This window comes from Bacillus sp. KNSH39, from assembly GCF_052656585.1.
The window spans coordinates 3,798,592-3,815,071 of sequence record NZ_JBQXYO010000001.1 but is presented as its reverse complement, the minus strand read 5'-3'; the positions used below and the strand labels follow the sequence as shown (position 1 = coordinate 3,815,071).

General features: G+C 34.9%; 12 protein-coding genes and 1 pseudogene. 9 read left to right on the top strand and 4 right to left on the bottom strand.

Translation table 11 applies throughout. From position 1 onward, the window contains the following. Positions 1 to 158 precede the first annotated feature (158 nt). Complete coding sequence (locus ACUL40_RS19445) at positions 159 to 1,727, top strand: BCCT family transporter (protein ID WP_001242442.1); 1,569 nt, start codon at positions 159 to 161, stop codon at positions 1,725 to 1,727. Between the two features lie 52 nt (positions 1,728 to 1,779). On the opposite strand, the gene ACUL40_RS19440 is transcribed toward ACUL40_RS19445, so the two are convergent. Beyond that, the gene (locus tag ACUL40_RS19440) at positions 1,780 to 3,078 is read right to left on the bottom strand and encodes an MFS transporter (RefSeq protein WP_001103412.1); all 1,299 of its coding nucleotides are present in this window, start codon (positions 3,076 to 3,078) and stop codon (positions 1,780 to 1,782) included. 326 nt (positions 3,079 to 3,404) lie between these two features. Here ACUL40_RS19440 and lytS point away from each other — a divergent pair, with 326 nt between their 5' ends. The 7 genes and pseudogenes from lytS (at position 3,405) to msrB (ending at position 9,607) form a co-directional block, all read left to right on the top strand. After that, on the top strand, positions 3,405 to 5,174 hold the full coding sequence (gene lytS, locus ACUL40_RS19435; RefSeq protein ID WP_000933565.1) for a two-component system sensor histidine kinase LytS: 1,770 nt from the start codon (positions 3,405 to 3,407) through the stop codon (positions 5,172 to 5,174). Then, positions 5,152 to 5,892, top strand: a complete 741-nt coding sequence (locus tag ACUL40_RS19430) for a LytR/AlgR family response regulator transcription factor (RefSeq protein ID WP_000921843.1) — start codon at positions 5,152 to 5,154, stop codon at positions 5,890 to 5,892. Before lytS ends, ACUL40_RS19430 begins: the two co-directional genes overlap by 23 nt. Before the next feature lie 132 nt (positions 5,893 to 6,024). Further along, positions 6,025 to 6,456, top strand: a complete 432-nt coding sequence (gene lrgA, locus ACUL40_RS19425; protein WP_000104901.1) for an antiholin-like murein hydrolase modulator LrgA — start codon at positions 6,025 to 6,027, stop codon at positions 6,454 to 6,456. A 35-nt stretch (positions 6,457 to 6,491) separates the two neighbouring features. Then, positions 6,492 to 7,184, top strand: coding sequence for an antiholin-like protein LrgB (gene lrgB / locus ACUL40_RS19420; RefSeq protein ID WP_000168869.1), 693 nt, complete (start codon positions 6,492 to 6,494; stop codon positions 7,182 to 7,184). Between the two features lie 322 nt (positions 7,185 to 7,506). After that, entirely contained in the window at positions 7,507 to 8,550 is a 1,044-nt protein-coding gene (locus ACUL40_RS19415; RefSeq protein ID WP_001166010.1) for an AI-2E family transporter, read from the top strand. Positions 8,551 to 8,641: 91 nt separating this feature from the next. Further along, a pseudogene (msrA, locus tag ACUL40_RS19410) lies at positions 8,642 to 9,109 on the top strand (peptide-methionine (S)-S-oxide reductase MsrA); the annotation flags it as partial. Positions 9,110 to 9,154: 45 nt separating this feature from the next. Continuing rightward, on the top strand, positions 9,155 to 9,607 hold the full coding sequence (gene msrB / locus ACUL40_RS19405) for a peptide-methionine (R)-S-oxide reductase MsrB (protein WP_224201069.1): 453 nt from the start codon (positions 9,155 to 9,157) through the stop codon (positions 9,605 to 9,607). A 28-nt stretch (positions 9,608 to 9,635) separates the two neighbouring features. On the opposite strand, the gene ACUL40_RS19400 is transcribed toward msrB, so the two are convergent. Then, positions 9,636 to 12,752, bottom strand: coding sequence for an efflux RND transporter permease subunit (locus tag ACUL40_RS19400; protein WP_001033491.1), 3,117 nt, complete (start codon positions 12,750 to 12,752; stop codon positions 9,636 to 9,638). 140 nt (positions 12,753 to 12,892) lie between these two features. Between ACUL40_RS19400 and ACUL40_RS19395 the strand changes: the two genes are divergently transcribed. Next, positions 12,893 to 13,768 (top strand): TetR/AcrR family transcriptional regulator, encoded by an 876-nt coding sequence (locus tag ACUL40_RS19395; RefSeq protein ID WP_000659648.1) that lies wholly within the window; start codon positions 12,893 to 12,895, stop codon positions 13,766 to 13,768. Between the two features lie 51 nt (positions 13,769 to 13,819). Here ACUL40_RS19395 and ACUL40_RS19390 read toward each other — a convergent pair whose 3' ends face one another. Together ACUL40_RS19390 and ACUL40_RS19385 are read right to left on the bottom strand one after the other, a co-directional pair. After that, positions 13,820 to 15,373: an ABC-F family ATP-binding cassette domain-containing protein gene (locus ACUL40_RS19390; protein WP_000055410.1), complete on the bottom strand. Its 1,554-nt coding sequence runs from the start codon at positions 15,371 to 15,373 to the stop codon at positions 13,820 to 13,822. 156 nt (positions 15,374 to 15,529) lie between these two features. After that, complete coding sequence (locus ACUL40_RS19385) at positions 15,530 to 16,468, bottom strand: glycosyltransferase family 2 protein (protein ID WP_000175826.1); 939 nt, start codon at positions 16,466 to 16,468, stop codon at positions 15,530 to 15,532. Positions 16,469 to 16,480 lie beyond the last annotated feature (12 nt).

Genomic DNA, 16,480 nt, shown 5'->3' with positions numbered 1-16,480 from the left:
TTTCTTTTTAATAAGGGATTTGGCATATTTTTAGGGACAACATAAGTATGTGGGAAGTCGATAAAATGTTATGCATATATAATTATTATGTTTTAGGTTTAAACAATAAAACATAATAAAGTTGTTTTTTTAGATTGCTGAGGAAGGAGGAAGTATAAATGAGGATGAAGAGTCGAAAAACTGATTGGCCTGTATTTATTATTAGTGGTGGTTCACTTTTATTATTTGTAATTGCAGTTTTTTTGAACAAGGATTATGTAGAGAGTGCGATTAATAAAAGTTTCGCTTTTTCAATTAAATATTTCGGTGCCTTCTGGCAAGTTTTATTATTAGGTACATTTATTGTTGCGATGTGTATGGCTTTCTCCAAATATGGGAGAGTTAAGCTTGGGGGATTAGAAAAACCTGAGATTAGTACGGCAAAATGGCTTGCTATTATTATGTCTACATTACTTGCTGGAGGTGGCGTTTTTTGGGCAGCAGCAGAGCCAATGTATCATTTGATGACGGTGCCACCAATACATGATGGTATATCTGCTGGAACGAAAGAAGCAGTCATGCCTGCTTTAGCACAAAGTTATATGCATTGGGGATTTTTAGCATGGACGATTTTAGGTACAATTAGTGCGGTAGTTATGATGTATGGACATTATCATAAAGATATGCCGCTAAAACCTCGAACACTTTTATATCCTATTTTTGGGGAAAAATTAAGAAAGAGCCTGCTTGGAACGATAATTGATGCAGCTGCAATTATTGCAGTAGCTGCAGGTACAATTGGCCCAATTGGATTTTTAGGTTTACAAGCAAGTTATGGATTACAAGAATTATTTGGAATTTCTGATGTGTTTACTACTCAATTAGCAATTATTGTTTGTGTGGTGGCCGTGTCTACCATATCGGCAGTAACAGGTATTGATAAAGGGATTCAAATTATAAGTAATTTAAATGTTAGATTAGCAATTGTGTTAATGGCATTCATATTACTATTTGGGCCAGGTGGATTTATTATTGATTCGTTTGTTTCTTCGTTTGGATTTTATGTAAATGAGTTTATACCGATGAGCACATACCGTGGTGATACAAGTTGGTTAGGATCTTGGACAATCTTTTTCTGGGGATGGTTTATTGGATACGGACCAATGATGGCAATTTTAGTGAGTCGAATTTCAAGAGGGAGAACGATTCGAGAAATCATCGTTGCAATTGGAATTATCGCACCTATTATTACAACATTTTGGTTTACTATATTAGGTGGATCAGGCGTGTTTTATGAGTTGATGAATCCTGGGTCTATCTCGGACGCATTAAGTGAATCTGGTATGCCGGCAGCTATGATTGCAATTACAGGGCAATTGCCACTTTCTAATATTATTGGACCAGCATTTCTTTTATTAACAATTTTATTTGTAGTGACAACAGGAGATTCAATGGCGTATTCCATTTCAATGGCAGTGACTGGAGACGGAGATCCTAGAATTAGTTTGCGAATTTTTTGGTCGCTTATTATGGGCGCAGTTGCAGCAATTCTTTTATATATGGGTGAAGGAAGTATTAATGCGCTACAATCGTTTATCGTGGTGACGGCAGTTCCGGTATCAATTTTGTTATTCCCAATGCTATGGTTAGCGCCTAAAGTTGCGGGAGAATTAGCATTAAAACAAGGTATTGTAAAAGAAGAAGATAAAACTGCATTCTTATTTCAGAAGGCTAGTAAATCAAAATAAATAAAAACGTAAAAGAGGAAGCATCTTAAATGAGATGCTTCCTCTTTTACGTTTAATCTAATACTTTTCCCTTTGTTTCTGGTACACATAGTAGCATTGTAATTAACCCGATTGGGTAGATGATAAAAATCAAGGACAATGCTCCAAGTAGGTTGCCACCTGTAGCAAGTAAGCCAATAATAACAGGCCCAAATCCAGCTAGTCCACGTCCTGTACCGAAAATAAAGTTTTCGGCGGTAGAGCGAGCTTCAGCAGGATAGTTTTCAGCTAAAATTGCTCCAAATCCTCCCATCATTCCATTTGCAAAGAATCCAAGCAATGCACTTCCCCATAATAATAATGTTGAATCTGTGAATAAGAAGAAGTAAATGAGACAGTATACTGTACCGCCAATATAATAGATTGCAAAAGTTTTACGTCGACCAATTTTATCAGCTAGAATACCAAAGATTGCAATTCCAATTAGCATACCGATGGTAGAAATGAACATCCAGCCACTTGCTTTTGCTAATGTATAGTTATATTTATTTGCTAAAATAGTGGGCATCCATGTGAAGATTCCGTAATATCCGAAGTTTTGGATGAACGACATAATAATAAGACCAATTGTTGTAATTGTTACTTTTTTATTGGCAAATAACTTTCGAAGTGGAAATTTTTTTATATGTTTTAGTTGTTCTGCTTCAGTAGTTGTTAATTTACCTGCAGCTTCTTTTTGCAATAGCTCCTTTTTGTAGCGTTGTTTTTGCTCCCATATTTTCGGTTCACTTAAACTTTTACGGACATAGACAGCTAGTAAAGCTGGAATTAATCCAAATAAGAAAACGGCTCTCCATCCAAAGTGTGGGACAATAAATGCTGGAAGGAGTGAAGCAATCAGTACACCAAATTGCCATCCAAGTGCAACAACAGATGTCGCTTTAGCGCGCATTTCTTTAGACCATGTTTCTGTTACGATGGCCATTCCGATTCCGAATTCACCACCAACTCCCATTCCAACTAAAAAGCGCAGAATTAATAATTGCCAGTAGTCTGTTGCGAAATAAATGAGTGCGGTTGCTAGTGAAAACAGTAAGATTGTGAAGGCCATTGTACGAATACGGCCAAATAAATCAGCAATAAATCCAAATAAATAAGAACCAATTAACATTCCTATTGTGGTAGCTAAAGTTAAGTTTCCACCTTCAACAGGACTTAAGTGAAACTCTTTTAAAATATAGACAAGTACGAACGATAATAGCAACATATCTAAACCTTCTGCTGCATATCCTAGCGCAGAACCAAATAATGTTTTATATCTTTTCGCTTTTGTCTCCTCTGTTGTTTGTTGTACATCAGTAGTGACGTTCATTATTACTCCTCCTTATTTTCTACAGTCGCTATGGAAGAATAACAAAAGGCCTTCTCACCTGATATGATGAGAAGGCCCAAAAAGCATACGTATCCCCAAGAAAAGAACATACGTATATTGTATTCCGACTTCCTTCTCAACCTCACGGGGTTGGGTTAAAGGACTGTATTATATTACTTTATTTTTAGCACTCTTCTATATGTATTGTCAAATAAAGAGGAAGTTATTATGTGTAAAATATTTCAAAAAACATTTCGTTCTTCTTGACGCCGACTTCATTATTTTTCCATAATAAAACTAACTAAATAAAAAGGAATGAATCAAAGATGCTAAATTTAGTACTCATGATGATTGAACGAGTCGGACTTATAGTTATTTTAGGATTTTTACTCTCTCATATTAAAACTTTCAGACGCCTCCTTCATAAACAGGATGGCTATGTAGATAAGCTTAAGCTTATTTGTATTTTTTCGGTATTTACAATTGTAAGCAATTACACTGGGATTGAAATAGCAGGAAATACGATTATGAATGAAAATTGGTTACAAGGTGTTTCATCATCGAGTACCATTGCGAATACACGTATTATGGGTGTTGGAATTAGTGGATTGCTTGGTGGTCCTATCGTCGGAATTGGGGTAGGATCAATTGCTGGTATTCACCGTTATATGCTTGGAGGGACGACAGCTCTAAGTTGTGCAATCTCGTCAATTTTAGCAGGTGTTATAACGGGGTATATTGGATACATTTTCAAAAAGTATAATCGTACAATTACTCCTAAGTTTTCAGCGATTTTAAGTGTTTTTATCGTTTCTTTAGAAATGATTATGATCCTATTAATTGTAGAGGATGGAATGAGCATTGTGAAAACAATTGCGATACCAATGATCCTTGTAAATAGTTTTGGAAGTTTTATTTTACTTTCTATGATACAAGCTATTTTGCGTCAGGAAGAGAACGCAAAGGCACTTCAGACTCATAAGGTATTACGTATTGCAGATAAAACGTTACCATATTTTCGCCAAGGCTTAACAGAAGAATCATGTAAGCATGTGGCACAAATTATTCACCGTTTTACAGGAACAGATGCGGTATCCTTAACAGATACAGAGAAAATATTAGCTCATGTTGGATTAGCATCAGATCACCATATTCCTTCACATAGTTTAATAACTGGTTTGTCGAAAGAAGTTTTACATACAGGGCAAATAATGAAAGCAAAATCACGTGAGGTCATTAATTGTCAACATGAAGGATGCCCTTTGCAAGCGGCGATTGTTATTCCACTAACTTCGCATGGAAATACGATAGGGACATTAAAACTGTATTTTAAAAATCCTAACCAGTTAAGTCGCGTTGAAGAAGAATTAGCAGAAGGGTTAGCAAAAATATTCTCCACGCAGTTAGAGTTAGGAGAAGCTGAGTTGCAAAGTAAATTACTTCAAGATGCGGAGATAAAAGCATTACAAGCGCAAATTAACCCGCACTTTTTATTTAATGCGATTAATACAGTATCAGCTTTATGCCGAACAGATGTAGAAAAAGCAAGGAAGTTATTATTACAGCTTAGCGTATATTTCCGATGTAATTTGCAAGGGGCACGTCAGTTATTGATTCCACTAGAACAAGAATTAAACCATGTACAGGCATATCTATCCTTAGAACAAGCAAGGTTCCCAAATAAGTATGAGGTAAAGATGTATATTGAGGACGAGCTAAAGACAACTTTAGTACCACCATTTGTTCTTCAACTATTGGTTGAAAATGCATTGCGACACGCTTTTCCGAAGAAGCAACCAGTATGTGAAGTAGAAGTGCATGTTTTTGAAAAAGAGGGTATGGTTCATTTTGAAGTAAAAGATAATGGACAGGGAATTGAGGAAGAACGTTTAGAACAATTAGGAAAGATGGTAGTTTCGTCAAAGAAAGGGACTGGAACAGCTTTATATAATATTAATGAACGTCTTATTGGATTATTTGGAAAAGAAACGATGCTTCATATCGAAAGTGAATTAAATGAGGGGACAGAGATTACTTTTGTTATTCCAAAAAAAGTAGGGGAGGAAGAACAGATTGTTAAAAGTATTAGTAGTTGACGATGAAATGTTAGCACGTGATGAACTAAAGTATTTATTAGAGAGAACGAAAGAAGTTGAGATAATTGGTGAGGCTGATTGTGTGGAAGACGCATTAGAAGAACTAATGCAAAGTAGACCAGATATTGTGTTTTTAGATATTCAATTATCCGATGATAACGGATTTGAAATCGCCAATATATTAAAGAAGATGAAAAATCCACCTGCAATTGTATTTGCTACTGCCTATGATCAATATGCACTGCAAGCATTTGAAGTAGATGCGTTAGACTACATTTTAAAACCATTTGATGAAGAGCGTATTGTGCAGACATTAAAGAAGTATAAAAAACAAAAACAATCGCAAATAGAAACGAAGCACGAAATAAAGGGGACAGATGTAACAGTAGAGATGCATAAATTAGCATTACCAATTGAAGAATCAATCGTACTTGTTAATATTGAAGATATTGTATATGTAGGACTTGTGGACGGAAAAGTGACAGTAAAAACAATGAGGGAAACATATGTAACACACGATACACTTGTGATTTTGGAAAAGAAGTTGCCGCAAGTAAGTTTCATGCGTGTTCATCGTAGCTTTATTGCAAATATTAATCATATTACTGAAATTCAGCCATGGTTTAACTCTACTTATAATTTAATTATGAAAGAAGGATCAAAAGTACCTGTTAGTCGTACATATGCAAAAGAACTCAAGAAGCTGCTTCGTATTTAAGGAGCAGCTTTTGTATTTCATCCTTTTATATTTGTAACTGATTCTGTATATTTGACGTTCTGTTATGTAAACGCTTACTTAGGCGGTTATATTCTATACAATAAAGGTACCAAATCGAAAGAGGTGGCCAAAATGAGTACGAAAAAAGTATATAGTTTCTTATCACAAGCATTCATATTTTCAGCTATTATGTTAATTTCTAATATTATTGCAACACATTTACCAATTCCAATGCCTTCATCGGTAATCGGGTTAGTTATTTTATTTAGTCTATTATGTTTAAAAGTTATTAAATTGGAGCAAGTTGAATCACTCGGAACAGCTTTAACAGGTATTATTGGATTCTTATTCGTCCCATCAGGTATTTCAGTTATTAATTCTCTTGGTGTAATGGGGCAATACTTTGTACAAATTTTAACTGTAATTGTTGTAGCGACAGTTATTTTACTCGCTGTAACAGGATTATTTGCACAATTTATTTTAGGAAAAGATGAAAAAGAAACAGAAGATACAAAAGAATTGAAAGTAGTAAATAAAGGACGCAAGCACGGAAAGGTTGCGTAACCATTGTATTTATATATTGTTGGGAGGTAATGAACATGGCAAGCACAATGACTCCATATTTCGGAATCGTCGTTTCATTAATCGCATACGGAATCGGAACATTATTATTCAAGCATTCAAAAGGGTTCTTCCTATTTACACCATTATTCGTAGCGATGGTATTAGGGATTGTATTTCTAAAGGTAGGTAACTTTACTTTTGAAGAATATAATACTGGCGGAAAAATGATTAGTTTCTTCTTAGAGCCAGCAACAATTGCATTCGCTATCCCACTATATAAACAAGTTGATAAGTTGAAAAAATATTGGTGGCAAATTTTATCGGCTATCGTGGTTGGATCTATTTGCTCAGTAATTGTCGTGTTCATTGTTGCAAAAGCAATCGGTTTAGATACAGCAGTAATGAATTCAATGCTACCACAAGCAGCAACAACAGCAATTGCGTTACCAATTTCAGAAAGTATTGGTGGTATTCCAGCAATTACATCGTTTGCAGTTATTTTCAACGCAGTTATCGTATACGCATTAGGAGCATTATTCTTAAAAACATTTAGAGTGAAACATCCGATTGCAAAAGGTTTAGCACTTGGAACAGCGGGTCATGCATTAGGAGTTGCAGTAGGAATTGAAATGGGTGAGGTAGAGGCAGCGATGGCAAGTATTGCTGTAACGGTAGTTGGGGTTGTAACAGTAGTTGTCATCCCAATGTTCATGCCATTCATTGGATAGTAAAACTTACTTAAAAAATAAGAAAAGCAAGCTATTTGTAGAACAGATTTCTACTGATAGCTTGCTTTTTATGTTACAGTAGTGGTAAGACCTATTAAAAAATGTAAGTTTCCTTAAATCTTCATTAATACTATGTAGAATACGTTTTGAATTAGGTCATTGTATTGTAAAATAAGAAGTAGGCTACTATATACCTGGTAAGGTAGGCATATAATGAGTTTATAAAAATCTTAATATGAATGAATAATTAAAAGTAGAAAAGAGAGAGAAATCTACTTATTAACGTTTTAGTTTATAGGACAGGAGAGAGTATTCGTCGATTATGCAAATAAAAAACCTGTTTCAAAGCAAAGGATTTCAGAGGTTACTCGTATTAGTAATACTTGCTCTCGTGTTATACGGGCTGCAAAGTATGTTGAATTTAATATTAATTACGTTTATTCTCACGTATTTAATGGATCGATTCCAAAAGTTTATTTCACGCAAATTAGATCATTTCATGCCTATTAATCGAAAAATTATTATAGCATTTCTATATGTAATGTTAATTGGTGGAATTGCTATTACGCTATTTAAATATTTACCAGTATTGACGATACAAATTTCACAACTGATTTACCAATTCAATGTATTTTTAAGAAACCCACCAGATAGTGAACTAATTAAGTATGCAGTTAATGCTGTCAATCATATGGAGCTTTCTAAATATGTAGGACAAGGCGTAGACATTTTGTATAAATCGATTACGAATGTTGGTAAATTTGGCCTTCAAGTTTTACTTTCTTTAATTTTGAGTTTGTTTTTCTTATTAGAAAAATCTCGTATTGTCGGTTTTACTGCAAAGTTTAAAGAAAGCAGGCTTGCAATTTTCTATACTGAAATTGAGTACTTCGGAAAGAAATTTGCACGTTCATTTGGAAAGGTAATCGAAGCGCAATTTTTAATTGCTGTTGTTAACTGTGTTCTTTCAGTTATCGCATTATGGATATTAGGATTCCCGCAATTATTAGGTTTAGCGTTAATGATTTTCTTGCTTGGCTTAATTCCAGTAGCGGGGGTTATCATTTCGTTATTCCCACTTTGTATGATTGCTTACAATATTGGCGGTATCATGTACGTTGTTTATATTTTGGTTATCGTAACAGTGATTCATGCGCTTGAAAGTTACGTATTAAACCCGAAGTTTATGTCGCAAAAAACAAATTTACCGATTTTCTATACATTTATGGTATTAATCTTCTCAGAACACTTCTTAGGTGTATGGGGATTAATTATCGGTATTCCAATCTTCATCTTCTTATTAGATGTTTTAGACGTGACAAGTGATGAAATGGAGAAGGATGTTGGAAAAAATAAAGTGAAGTAAAGAAAAAGCATCGATGTTCGGTGCTTTTTCTTTTATAATATGATGTTTCTTATGCCATACTGTAAGCAGAACATAGAATAGGGGTGAAGTAATGGCTGTAAATGAAAAGGTAGAATTGGCTACATTTGCTGGAGGGTGCTTCTGGTGTATGGTTTCGCCATTTGAAGAAATGGAAGGGATTATAAAGGTTGTTTCTGGCTATACAGGTGGTCATAAAGAGAATCCAACGTATAAAGAAGTATGTTCAGAAACGACGGGACATTATGAGGCAGTACAAATTACATTTGATGCAAATAAAATGCCGTATGAGGAATTGTTAAATATATATTGGAGACAAATTGATCCGACCGATATTGGTGGACAATTCCACGACCGCGGACAGTCTTATGAAACGGTGATTTTTTATCATAATGAAGAACAACATAAAAAAGCAGAGGCCTCAAAAGAAGAGCTTGAGCAGAGTGGACGCTTTTCAAAACCAATTGCGACAAAAATACTACCAGCAGCTACATTTTATCCAGCTGAAGAATATCACCAAGGATACCATAAGAAAAACACATTCCGCTATGAGTTATATCGTAAAGGCTCAGGACGAGATGCTTTTATTAAGCAACATTGGCCAAAGGATAATGCTCATTTAAAAGAAAAACTCAATGAGATGCAGTATTATGTAACACAGGAAAATGGTACAGAACCACCATTTCGAAATGAGTATTGGAACCATAAAGAGGAAGGTCTTTATGTAGACATCGTTTCAGGTGAGCCGTTGTTTACTTCTCTAGATAAATTTGATAGTGGATGTGGATGGCCTAGTTTTACAAAACCAGTGATGTCAGCAAGTGTGAAAGAAAAGATGGATGTGAGTCATAATATGACACGTACAGAAGTGAGAAGTAAAGAAGGAGATTCACATCTTGGGCACGTATTTCCAGATGGTCCAGGACCAAATGGCCTTCGTTACTGTATTAATTCCGCAGCTCTTCGATTTATTCCAAAAGAGGAATTAGAGAAAGAAGGCTATGGCGATTTCCTAATCTTGTTTGGAAATAAAAAATAACCTCGCAGTTAGCGAGGTTATTTTTTTGTTATTTTGTTTTTTTCTTTTTAAATTTGCTTAATACTTCATAAACGATTGGAACAATAAGAAGTGTTAATAACGTTGAACTTGTTAATCCACCAATTACCGTTACGCCAAGTCCTTTAGAAATTAAGCCACTACCTTCAAATCCTAATGCAAGCGGGATAAGAGCACCGATTGTTGCAATTGCAGTCATTAAAATTGGACGAAGGCGTGTTGCACCAGCTTCTAATAAAGCTTCACGTGTTGATAGTCCTTCATTTTCCTTATGAATAACGCGGTCGATAAGCACGATTGCGTTTGTTACAACGATACCGATTAACATAAGCGCACCAATCATTGCAGATACACTTAATGTTTCACCAGAGATTAATAAGGCAACAAGAGCCCCAATAATTGTAAATGGTAGCGAGAATAAAATTGCGAATGGTGCTAGGGCACCACCAAATGTAACGACAAGAACGAAGTATACAATGGCAATCGCAGCTAACATCGCTAGGCCAAGTTGCTTGAATGATTCTTGAATATCTTTAGTAACACCGCCCATAGAAACATCTACACCAGAAGGAAGATCCATTTTATCTACTTCTTTTTGTACTGCAGCAGATGCTTTTGAAACGTCATCAGATGTTAATTTGGCACTAACCTCTGCATAAACACGTCCATCTCGGTGTGTTACTGTATTCGATGTTTCACCTTCTTTTACAGTCATAACATCTTTCACAGCTACTTCATTACCAAGTGGTGTTGTAATTTTGCGATTTGTTAAGTCATCGATTGTTTCATAATTTTGTTTTTCAGCTTCTACATATACATTGATATCTTTACCGTCTTTTTTAATTGTTGTCAGAACAGGGCGATCATGTTGATTAGAAAGTCCCATTCCAATTTGAGCAGCCGTTAAGCCAATTTTACTCAGCTTTTCTTGATCTGCGACTAAAGTGTACTCTGCATATGTTTTTGCAATACTAGAATCTATATCTTTTAAGTCTTTATTTTTCTTCATGATATTTTGAATATCTTTTACGACAGGCTTAATGTCTTCTGAGCTATCTCCATAAACGTATAGTTTAATTTCGTTACTACCGCCACTTGCTCCGAAGTCTTGGTTTTTCCATTCGCCTTTGCCAGACATCTTCTGTAAATCTTTAACGACTTGTTCTTTCTCTTTTTCAAAGTTTTTCGTGTCGTTATCATATTGCACGAAGAACATTGCTTGGTTTGATTGACCAGGACTCATTGGATTCTCTCCACCTAATGAGAACTGAATTGTTTTGACGTCTTTATTATCTTGGAAGTGCTTCTCAGCTTTTGTTGCAATTTTTTCAACGTCTTCTAACGTTTGACCTGGTTCAGGATTATATGTTGCAATAATCATTTTTTCTTCTTCAGAAGGTAAGAAACTTACACCGATAACTGGTACAAGTGCAAGACTACCAACTAATAGAAGGACAGCGATACTTGATGTAATAATTTTGTGATTTAAAGCCCATGCAAGTATGCGTTTATACCCATTTGCTAATTTACTTGGTTTTTCTTCATGATGTACTTCTTTTTCCCTCATGCTCTCTTTCTTAAATAAGGAATGAGCTAGCATCGGTACGATTGTAACTGCTACTAGTAATGATGCTAATAAAGCGAAGACGATAGTTAAGGCGAATGGTAAGAACATTTCACCAATCATACCTTTTACTAGTCCAAGCGGTAAAAATACAGCAATTGTTACAATGGTGGAAGACATAATTGGGATAAACATTTCTTTCGTAGCTTCACGAATTAAATCTTTTCCACGTAATTTCTCTTCTGATAACGACATACGTCGGTAAATATTTTCAATAACAACAATTGAGTCATCGACAACGCGGCCTATAGCAACGGTCATTGCTCCAAGTGTCATAATGTTAAGCGTAATATCCATTTGCTTTATGACTAAAACAGCAATTAATAAAGAAAGTGGTATTGAAACGACAGAAATTAACGTTGTTCGAATATTTCGTAGGAACAGCATAATAATAACAATCGCAAAGATAGCACCGAAAATTGCTTTGCTCAGCATTGTTTCAACTGATTTTTCAATAGGTGCACCTTGGTCGAATGTTGAAATGATCTCTAAATCTTTATATTTTTTCTCAAGATCTTTTACTTTATCTTTTACTGCATTTACAACATCAACTGTATTTGCATCAGAGGCCTTCACAATTTGAATTCCAATTGCTTCTTTTCCATTTGTTCGAGAAATAGATTCTGCTTTCCCAACTTCTTTAATGTCAGCAATTTCGTCTAATGTAACTGTTGGAATCCCGTTCATAGCAGCTGGATTCATTTGCGGCGTTTGTGCACCAGCGCCAGCATTTTGACTACCTTGACCGTTAGGTGAGGAAGGTATAGCTGGGATTTTAAGTTCTTTTAACGCTTTAATTGTTGTAATATTGCCATCTACAACAACTGATTTTTCCGTGTCTTTAAATGTGTATAAGCCAAGTGGTAAAGATACATCCGATCCCTTAATCACATTTTTTACGGTATCTTCACTTAGTCCTAGTTCTTTCATTTTATCTTTCTTGAAGACAAGCTGTACTTCATCTACTTGTTGGCCAGCAATTTGAACAGATGCAACACCATCAAGTCCTTTTAATCCTGGTACAACATTTTTTTCTACATTTTCAGTTAAGGTAGCTAAAGATTCATTCTTACTTGCCACGCTTAACGAAATAACTGGAAAGGCATTGAAGTTTACTCGTGAAACTTTAGGATCTTTAACACCTTCTGGGAGTTTTACATTTGTGAGAGCTTCTTTAATTTCTGTTTCTGCTTTTTCCATATTTTTATCAAAATCGTATTCTACTTGAATAGAAGATGCGTTTTGAAAAGATGATGAACTCACAACGTTAACACCGCTTAAATTTTGTAGTTGTTCTTCCATCGGCTTTGAAACTTTATCAGCTACTTCTTCTGGTGTAGCACCAGGATAGACCGTAGTTACTGTCACAATCGGTGTTGTAATATCAGGGATTGTTTCCAGCTTCATATTGAGTCCAGAGTAGATCCCCGCAATAGTAACAATAATGGTTAGTAGCCAAACTGCGAACTTATTTTTTAACGAGAAATTGATGATTTTGTTCATGTTTGCGCTCCCTTTTTATTATATTGACCAACTGGTCAGTCTAATACATAATATAACTGACCGTTTGGTCAATCGTCAATAAAAAGAGATGGTATAATACATTTATAATAAGATGCGAGATTAAATTTAGGAGAGAAGATATGAAAGAAAAAGAGCGTTTAATTATAGAATCGGCTATGAAGTTATTTGCTACTAAGGGTGTAAATGCGACATCAGTGCAGGAAATTGTGACAGCTAGTGGTATATCTAAGGGAGCTTTTTACTTATATTTTAAATCGAAAGATGAGCTTTTATTAGCGACACTTCGATATTATTATGACAAAATCCAAAAGAAAATGCTGGATATTGAACAAGAGTCTTTATTACCACGTGAAAAATTTGCAAAACAATTACATTGTCAGTTTAATGATATACAAAAGCATAAAGAATTTATTATTATGCATGCGAGAGAAAATGCGATTCCGTTTAATAAAGAAGTAGAAGAATTTATGATGCGGATGAAGTTAGAGTCTCATGCATTTTATCGGAATAGTTTATTGTCCATTTATGGTGAAAAGGTTATGCCATATTTATTGGATTTAGTAATTATGGTAGAAGGCATATGCCGTGGGTATTTAGAATTAATTATTTTACAAGCACCAGAAATTGATTTATCGTATGTAGCTGCTTTTATTTTAAAAAGAGTAGATAATTTAGTAGATGGCTTAGTAGAATCTTCGGAAGAACCTATTTTACATGAAGAAAAGCTTGGAGAATTCCTTTGTAAATCAGAGCTTATTAAGGAACAAGTTAAAGAACATTTTTTAAAAGAGATTATTGTATTTAAGCGCACTTTAGCTGATCAATTAGAGGATGATGAGCTGTTGGTTACATTAGATGTTTTAGAGGCGGAAATACGATTGCTTAATCCAAGAATTCCGGTAATTAGAGGTATGTTAGCAAATTTAGAGGCGTATCCAGAATTAAAAGAATTTCGATTACGCCTTATAGGATACTACAATATAAAAAATTCTTAATAAAAATAAGTAAAAAACTCCTTGTCTACACAAGGAGTTTTTTCTTAAAGACTACTTACTATTTTGAGACCATTCTTCAACATCCCAAACTTTTGTGATCCAATCTTCATAGAAGTCCGGTTCGTGACATACAAGGAGAATTGTTCCTTTATATGCTTTCATAGCCTTCTTAAGTTCCGCTTTTGCTGTAACATCAAGATGGTTTGTCGGCTCATCAAATAATAGCCAGTTACTTTCCTCACCCATTAGCTTACATAAACGAACTTTTGCTTGTTCTCCACCACTTAATTGACTTAATGGGCGAGAAATATGTTCATTTTTTAATCCGCATTTTGCTAACATCGCACGAATTTGATGCTGGTCTAGGCCAGGGAATGTATTCCATACATCATCAATTGGTGTTATATTATCAGCTTTAACTTCTTGTTCAAAGTATGCAGGCTCTAAGAAGTCACCAAGACTTGTTTTACCGCTTAAAGGTTTAATTTTACCTAAGATTGTTTTTAGCAACGTTGATTTACCAACACCGTTACATCCAACAATAGCAATTTTTTCACCACGTTCAATCGTCATTGATAGCTTTGGTAGTAGAGGATGCGTATATCCGATTTCTACATTTTCACCTTCAAAGACGAAGCGACTACTTGCGCGACTTTCTTTAAATGAGAATTCAGGTTTAATCGCTGTTTCTGGGCGATCAATAAGTTCCATGCGATCAAGTTGTTTTTGACGACTCTTTGCACGACCTGTCGTTGAATAACGAGCCTTGTTCTTTGCAATGAAGTCTTCTTGCTTTTTGATAAACTCGCGCTGCTTTTCATAAGCGTTTATATGTTGATTTTTATTGATTTCTGCTAGTTCTAGGAATTTTTCATATGTCGCTGTATAGCGTGTCATTTTTGTGAATTCTAGATGGAAAATAACATCAACACATTTATTCATAAATTCCGTATCATGAGAAATCAATAAGAATGCATGTGGGTATTCTTTCAAATAATTTGTTAACCAATGAATATGTTCAACGTCTAAATAGTTAGTAGGTTCATCAAGCAATAACACTTCTGGCTGTTCAAGTAATAGCTTTGCAAGCAATACTTTTGTACGTTGTCCACCACTTAGTGCTGAAACATCACGATCTAAACCAATTGCATCAATTCCAAGACCACGTGCAGCCTCTTCAATTTTCATATCTAGTAAATAGAAACCACCTGCTTCAAGTGCATCTTGTATTTCTGCCATTTGCTCAAGAAGTTCTTCTAGTTCTTCTGGTGTAGCAGTTCCCATTTTTTCTGTAACTTCATTTAAAGCTTTTTCCTTTTCGAATAACGGTAAAAATGCATCCGCTAGTACGTCACGGATTGTACGCCCAGGCGTTAAAACAGTATGCTGATCTAAGTAGCCATAATGTGTGCCCGGTGTCCATTCTACGCGACCTTGGTCATGAATAAGCTGACCAGTAATGATATTCATGAATGTTGATTTACCAACACCGTTTGCACCAACTAATCCAACGTGTTCACCTGCTAATAATCGCATAGATACATCTTTAAATAATGTACGATCGCCAAATGTATGTCCTAATTTTTCAACTGTTAATAAGCTCATAGTATCCTCCGTCCAACTTGAAATAGTACCTTGAATCATGATACTAAATTCTTTCATATAATGCCATCATTTCAAAATGTATATTTTTTCAAAAGAAGTGTTTGTAAATGTTAGTATATAAAAAAGTTACTTCTACCTACAGAAGTAACTTTTTGGTTATGCCTTTTGTTTAACTTCACTAACTTTCTTTTCAGCTACAATAAAATGCGGTCTACGTTTTGTTTCATAATAAATACGACCGATATATTCACCAATCACACCTAGGAATATGAGTTGAATACCGCCAATAAATAGTATAGCGGAAATGAGAGTAAAGTAACCAGGAACTTCCACACCACCAAGGATGATTTGAACGAACGTAGTGATTACGTATAAAAGTCCTAAAATGGTTGTTAGTAATCCGAGATATATAGATAGACGTAACGGTTTATTATTGAATGAAATTACACCATCAATTCCGTAATTTAATAATTTCGAGAAGGTCCATTTACTTTCTCCATCAGAACGTAATACATTTTCATATTCAATGATTAATTCGTTATAACCAATCCAAGAGAATAAACCCTTTGAAAATCGGTTGTATTCACTTAAAGACACTAAAGAATCCACTGCTCTTCGACTTAAAAGTCTAAAGTCACCAATACCATCTACTAATTCAATATCTACAAACTTATTCATCACCTTATAGTAAAGACGAGAGACGAAAGAGCGAACAGGTGAATCACCAGTTCTTGTTCTTTTTGCAATGACTTGGTCGTAGCCTTCGTTATATCCTTCTAACAATTCTTTTATTAACGTAGGAGGGTGTTGTAAGTCAGCATCCATAATAACAATTGCATCGCCTGTAGCATATTTTAAACCAGCTAACATTGCAGCTTCTTTTCCGAAGTTTCGACTAAATGATATATAGTGTACCGATGAATCTGCACTAGCTAAATCACGTAAAATATTTAATGTATCATCTTTACTACCATCATTAACAAAAACAAATTCATAATCGGTAGTTAATTTATGAATTTCAAGAGAAGTCTCTGAATAAAAGGCACGAAGCACCTTTTCTTCATTGTAGCATGGTACTACTATTGAAAGGGTCATGTTAGGACCTCC